The 4,276-nt window shown below is 74.3% G+C and carries 4 protein-coding genes and 1 pseudogene; 3 read left to right on the top strand and 2 right to left on the bottom strand.

The window, feature by feature from the left end:
- On the bottom strand, positions 1-1,013 hold a 1,013-nt coding region (locus ACFQ3T_RS34715), incomplete at its 3' end, for a DUF5667 domain-containing protein (RefSeq protein WP_380730061.1).
- A 99-nt stretch (positions 1,014-1,112) separates the two neighbouring features.
- Positions 1,113-1,766, bottom strand: a complete 654-nt coding sequence (locus tag ACFQ3T_RS34710; RefSeq protein WP_380730059.1) for a sigma-70 family RNA polymerase sigma factor — start codon at positions 1,764-1,766, stop codon at positions 1,113-1,115.
- Positions 1,767-1,937: 171 nt separating this feature from the next.
- Between ACFQ3T_RS34710 and ACFQ3T_RS34705 the strand changes: the two genes are divergently transcribed.
- The 3 genes and pseudogenes from ACFQ3T_RS34705 to ACFQ3T_RS34695 all read left to right on the top strand — a co-directional run.
- The gene (locus ACFQ3T_RS34705; protein ID WP_380730057.1) at positions 1,938-3,407 is read left to right on the top strand and encodes an AMP-binding protein; all 1,470 of its coding nucleotides are present in this window, start codon (positions 1,938-1,940) and stop codon (positions 3,405-3,407) included.
- Between the two features lie 5 nt (positions 3,408-3,412).
- Positions 3,413-3,649: a glutaredoxin family protein gene (locus ACFQ3T_RS34700; RefSeq protein ID WP_380730055.1), complete on the top strand. Its 237-nt coding sequence runs from the start codon at positions 3,413-3,415 to the stop codon at positions 3,647-3,649.
- Positions 3,650-3,767: 118 nt separating this feature from the next.
- Positions 3,768-4,276 (top strand): annotated as a pseudogene (locus ACFQ3T_RS34695) (molybdopterin-dependent oxidoreductase); the annotation flags it as partial.

Genomic DNA, 4,276 nt, shown 5'->3' with positions numbered 1-4,276 from the left:
GACGTGCCGGGGGCGACCGGCTGGGCCGCGCACTCGCCCTGGTCCGGCACCGGCCCCAGCTCGTCGACCTGCCCCGACGTCACCGACGCGCACGCCGTGCGGGCGTGCAGCGCCGACGCGCGCTCGGCGATCCGGTGCAGCAGGTCCAGCGACGTCCCGGCCCGGTCGGCGGCCTCGGCGGGCAGCGACCCGCGCAGGTCCGCCAACCGGGTCGCCTGGGAGGCAGCCCAGTCGCGCAGCTCCTCCAGGGTGCGCTGGTCCGAGTTCGACCCGAGCGCGGCCAGCACGCGGGAACCGGCCGCGGCGTCGGCGTCGAAGTCGGTCAGCGCGGTCAGGTAGCCGCCGAGCGGGCCGCCGCCGCTGTCGCGGTAGCGGTCGACCAGCGTCTCCAGCTCCGCGACGCGGGCGGCGGCGAACTCCAGCCGCTTGTAGCCCTTCGACTGCTCGTCGAAGGTGAGGCCGAGCGAGGCCGACTCGGCGGTGCGCTTGACGCCGTACAGCGCGTCGCCGGGCAGCGCGTCCCGGCTGAGCAGGAGGCTCATCCCGGTCAGCGAGAACACCAGGCACAGCGCCGCGGCGAGGGCTACCGCTAATCGCCCGCGCGCTCCGCCGCGCGGCCTGCGCTGGTCGAGGCGGGCGGGGTCCAGCTTGGTCGGCGGCGTCGCGCCCGCGCCGAGCACCCTGGCCCGCATGCGGGCCTTCGCGGCCTCGTCGGGCCCGACGGTGGTGGCGGCTCTCCGCAGCAGCGCCACGACGGCGAGTTCGGCGGCGAACGCCTCGTCCTCGGCCCGAGCCGGGTCGGCCGCGTCACGGCGGGCCTGGCCACTGCCGGCGTCACCGTCGGCCGGGTCGCGGCGGGCGGCCTCGCGGTCGGCCTCGTCACGGCGGGCGGGGTCGAGGACGGCCGCGTCACCGTCGTCGGGGCGCGCCGGGTCGGGATGCGCGTCGACCGCGCGGGCGAACTGCTCGCGCTGCCTGTGACGCCATAGCGGCGTGATCCCTCTGCCTACCATCCCGCGTGGCCAACCATCCCGCACCGTTTCGAGCGATCCTGCCCCAGTAACGAACCGGGAGGTCCCGGGGTTACGCGAGCACGAGCGGTGCGACGGTGATCACCGCAGCCAGGAGGGCAGCAGTTGGGCCAACCGGCGCACCGCTCGGTGCTGTAGGGCCTTGATGGCGCCCTCGTTGCGGCCCATCCTCGCCGCCGTCTCCGCCACGGACAAGCCCTGGATGAACCGGAGGGTGATGCATTCGCGCTGGTCTTCACCCAGTTGGGCGACGCAGCGGAGGAGTTCGGTGTTGGTCGCGTCGGTGAGGACTTCCTGTTCCGGACCGTCCGTGACCTCGCGGTTGTCCGCGAGTTCGGCGGTGGTGACCTCCAGCCGGTAGCGGCTGGACTTCACGTGGTCGAAGACGATGTTCCGCGCGATCGTGACGAACCAGGCGCCGACGTCGCGGCCCTGGTAGCTGATCGACCCGATGCTGCGGAGGGCGCGGAGGAACGTCTCGCTGGTGACGTCCTCCGCGAGCGTGCGGTCGCCGACGCGGAAGAGCACGTACCGGTACACCACGTCGACGTACCGGTCGTAGAGCGCGCCGAAAGCGTCCGTGTCGCCGCCCTGAGCGGCGCGGACCAGGCTCCACGGCTCACCGGCCGCGCTGCTCTCCACGCTCTCGATCGTGCTCGACTGCCCTCCCGCACTCCACTTCGAGCGGAGCGTCCGGTTGGTTCGGACGGAGTTCTCGCGTGCCCTGGCGGTCATCGGCTCGCGGCACCTCCACAGAGTCGCCGTGCCGGCAGCATACGTGTTGTTACTCCGTAGTAGGTAGCGGCAAGTGGTCTCGAATCTGCGACGCGAACGGAGGCTGTGCGTGACGCCACCGCCGCATGACAGACTGCGCTGAGGTCCGCTGTGGTTCACCAGGAGGTCACGTTGGCCGCTTCCGCAAGCAACATCGCCGACCTGGTTCGCGGCTCCGCGCACCGTGGACCCAAGCACGTCGCACTGGTCGATGTCACGACTGCGAACAGCTACACCTGGGACGAATTCGACGCCGCCGTGGACGGCGAGGCGCACCGGCTGGTCCGCGCGGGTGTCCAACCGGGCGACCGGGTCGTCGTGCGGCTGCCCACCGGTCCCGCGTTCTGCGTCGCCGTGTTCGGGGTGCTCCGCGCGGGTGGCGTGCTGGTGCCCGCCGGCGCCGGCCAGCCCGTCCGCGAGCTGCAGCGGCTCGTCGCGGACAGCGGCGCGATGCTGCTGGTCGGCGAGGGCGCCGGCGCGGACGTCGTGGTGCTGCCCCCGCCCGCGATGGAGCCGGGCGAGGAGTTCGCCGCCATCGGCTCCGGCGACGACCTGGCCGTCCTCGGGTACACCTCCGGCACGTCCGGCTCGCCGCGCGGCGCGATGCTGTCGCACCGGGCGCTGCTGGCCAACGTCGAGCAGTGCGCGTCGCTGCGGCCCGCGCCGGTGACGGCGGGCGACCGGGTGCTGCTGGCGCTGCCCCTGTTCCACGTCTACGGGCTCGGCCCCGGCCTGCTCCAGGTCGCGGGCGCGGGCGCGACGGCCGTGCTGCTGGAGCGGTTCGACCCGGACCAGGCGCTGACGGCGATCCGCGAGCACCGGGTGACCACGCTGGTGGGCGTGCCGCCGATGTACGCGGCGATCCTGGCCCAGCCGGTCGAGCGGCTGCGCGAGGACCTGGCCACGGTCCGCCTGTTCACGTCCGGCGCCGCGCCGCTCGCGCCCGGCCTGCTGGACGCCGTGCGCGACGCGGTCGGCCTGCCCGTCTACGAGGGCTACGGGCTGACCGAGACGGGGCCGGTGCTCACCACGACCCTGGCGGGAGGCGCGCCGAAGCCGGGTTCGGTCGGCCGCGCGCTGCCCGGCGTGGAGGTGCGACTGGTCGACACCGACGGCCGGCCGCTCGACCTGGACGAGGACGAGCCCGGCACGGGCCTGGTCGCGGCGAGGGGCCCGAACCTGTTCAGCGGGTACTGGCCGGACGGCGCGCACGGCCCGGACGCCGAGGGCTGGTTCCGCACCGGCGACGTCGGCTACCTCGACGAGGACGGCGACCTGCACCTCGTGGACCGGGCGGGCGACCTGATCATCGTCAACGGCTTCAACGTCTACCCGCACGAGGTCGAGCAGGTGCTCGCCGAGCTGGACGGCGTGGCGGAGTCGGCGGCGGTCGGCGTGCCGGACGAGCGGACCGGCGAGTCCGTGAAGGTCGTCGTCGTGCCCGCCGAGGGCGCGGAGCTGACCGAGGACGCGGTGAAGGACCACTGCGCCGGGCGGCTGGCGAAGTTCAAGGTGCCGACCGTGGTGGAGTTCGCCACCGCGCTGCCGCACTCGCCGACCGGGAAGCTGGCGCGGGCCCGGCTGCGGCTGCCCCTAGCCTGAACGCCGTGAGCCACCACGTGACCTTGATGAGCCGGGTCGACTGCCACGCCTGCGAGCAGGCCAAGGCGGACCTGGAGCGGATCTGCGGCGAGCTGGGCGTGCCGTGGGACGTCCAGGACGTCGACGCGGACCGCGAGCTTCGCGCCGAGTACGGCGACCGGGTGCCGGTGATCCTGGTCGACGGCGAGGAGCACGGGTACTGGGAGGTCGAGGAGGACCGCCTGCGCGCCGCCCTCGCCTGACCGCCGGGCCGCCGGGCGAGGTCTCCGGGGGTCGGGTCGGCGGGCGCGGCGCGGGGTCGGATTACCGGCCGCTTACGGATTCGGTGAACCGGATCGGGCCGGGTGTCGAATCAACCCCATGAAGCGCTGGACCGCCGCCCTCATCGGAATCCTCGGCGTGGCCGCCGCCCTCGCGGCCGGACACCTCGTCGCGGGGGTGGTCGGGCCCTCGGCGTCGCCGTTCCTCGCGGTGGGCAACACCGCGATCGACTTCACGCCGAGCTTCCTCAAGGACTTCGCGGTCCGGACGTTCGGCACCTACGACAAGCTCGTGCTGCTGCTCGGCATGGCGGGCGTGCTGCTGGCCCTGGCGGCCGTCGCGGGGCTGCTGTCCCGCCGCTCGCCGCTGCCGGGCACGGTGCTGGCGGTCGGCCTCGGGCTGCTCGGCGTCGGCGCCGTGCTGTACCGACCGGACCTGGGGCAGCTCGGCATCCTCGCGCCCGTGGCGAGCCTGGTCGCGGGCGTCGTCGTGTTCCGGTGGCTGCACCACGCGGCCACGGCGCCGGCCGCCGCGAACGGCGGCAGGCGCACGTTCCTGATCGCCTCCGGCGCGACGGCGGTCGGGGCCGGCCTCGCGGGCCTCGGCGG

Origin of the sequence: Saccharothrix hoggarensis, assembly GCF_042678885.1 — a bacterium.
Classification (GTDB): Bacteria; Actinomycetota; Actinomycetes; order Mycobacteriales; family Pseudonocardiaceae; genus Actinosynnema; species Actinosynnema hoggarensis.
The sequence above is the reverse complement of the archived record's forward strand: the minus strand, read 5'-3'. Positions and strand labels throughout refer to the sequence as shown.

Bases quoted from the DNA above. Each gene is read 5' to 3' on its own strand.
- ACFQ3T_RS34710 (WP_380730059.1), bottom strand. From the start codon at position 1,766: ATGACCGCCAGGGCACGCGAGAACTCCGTCCGAACCAACCGGACGCTC.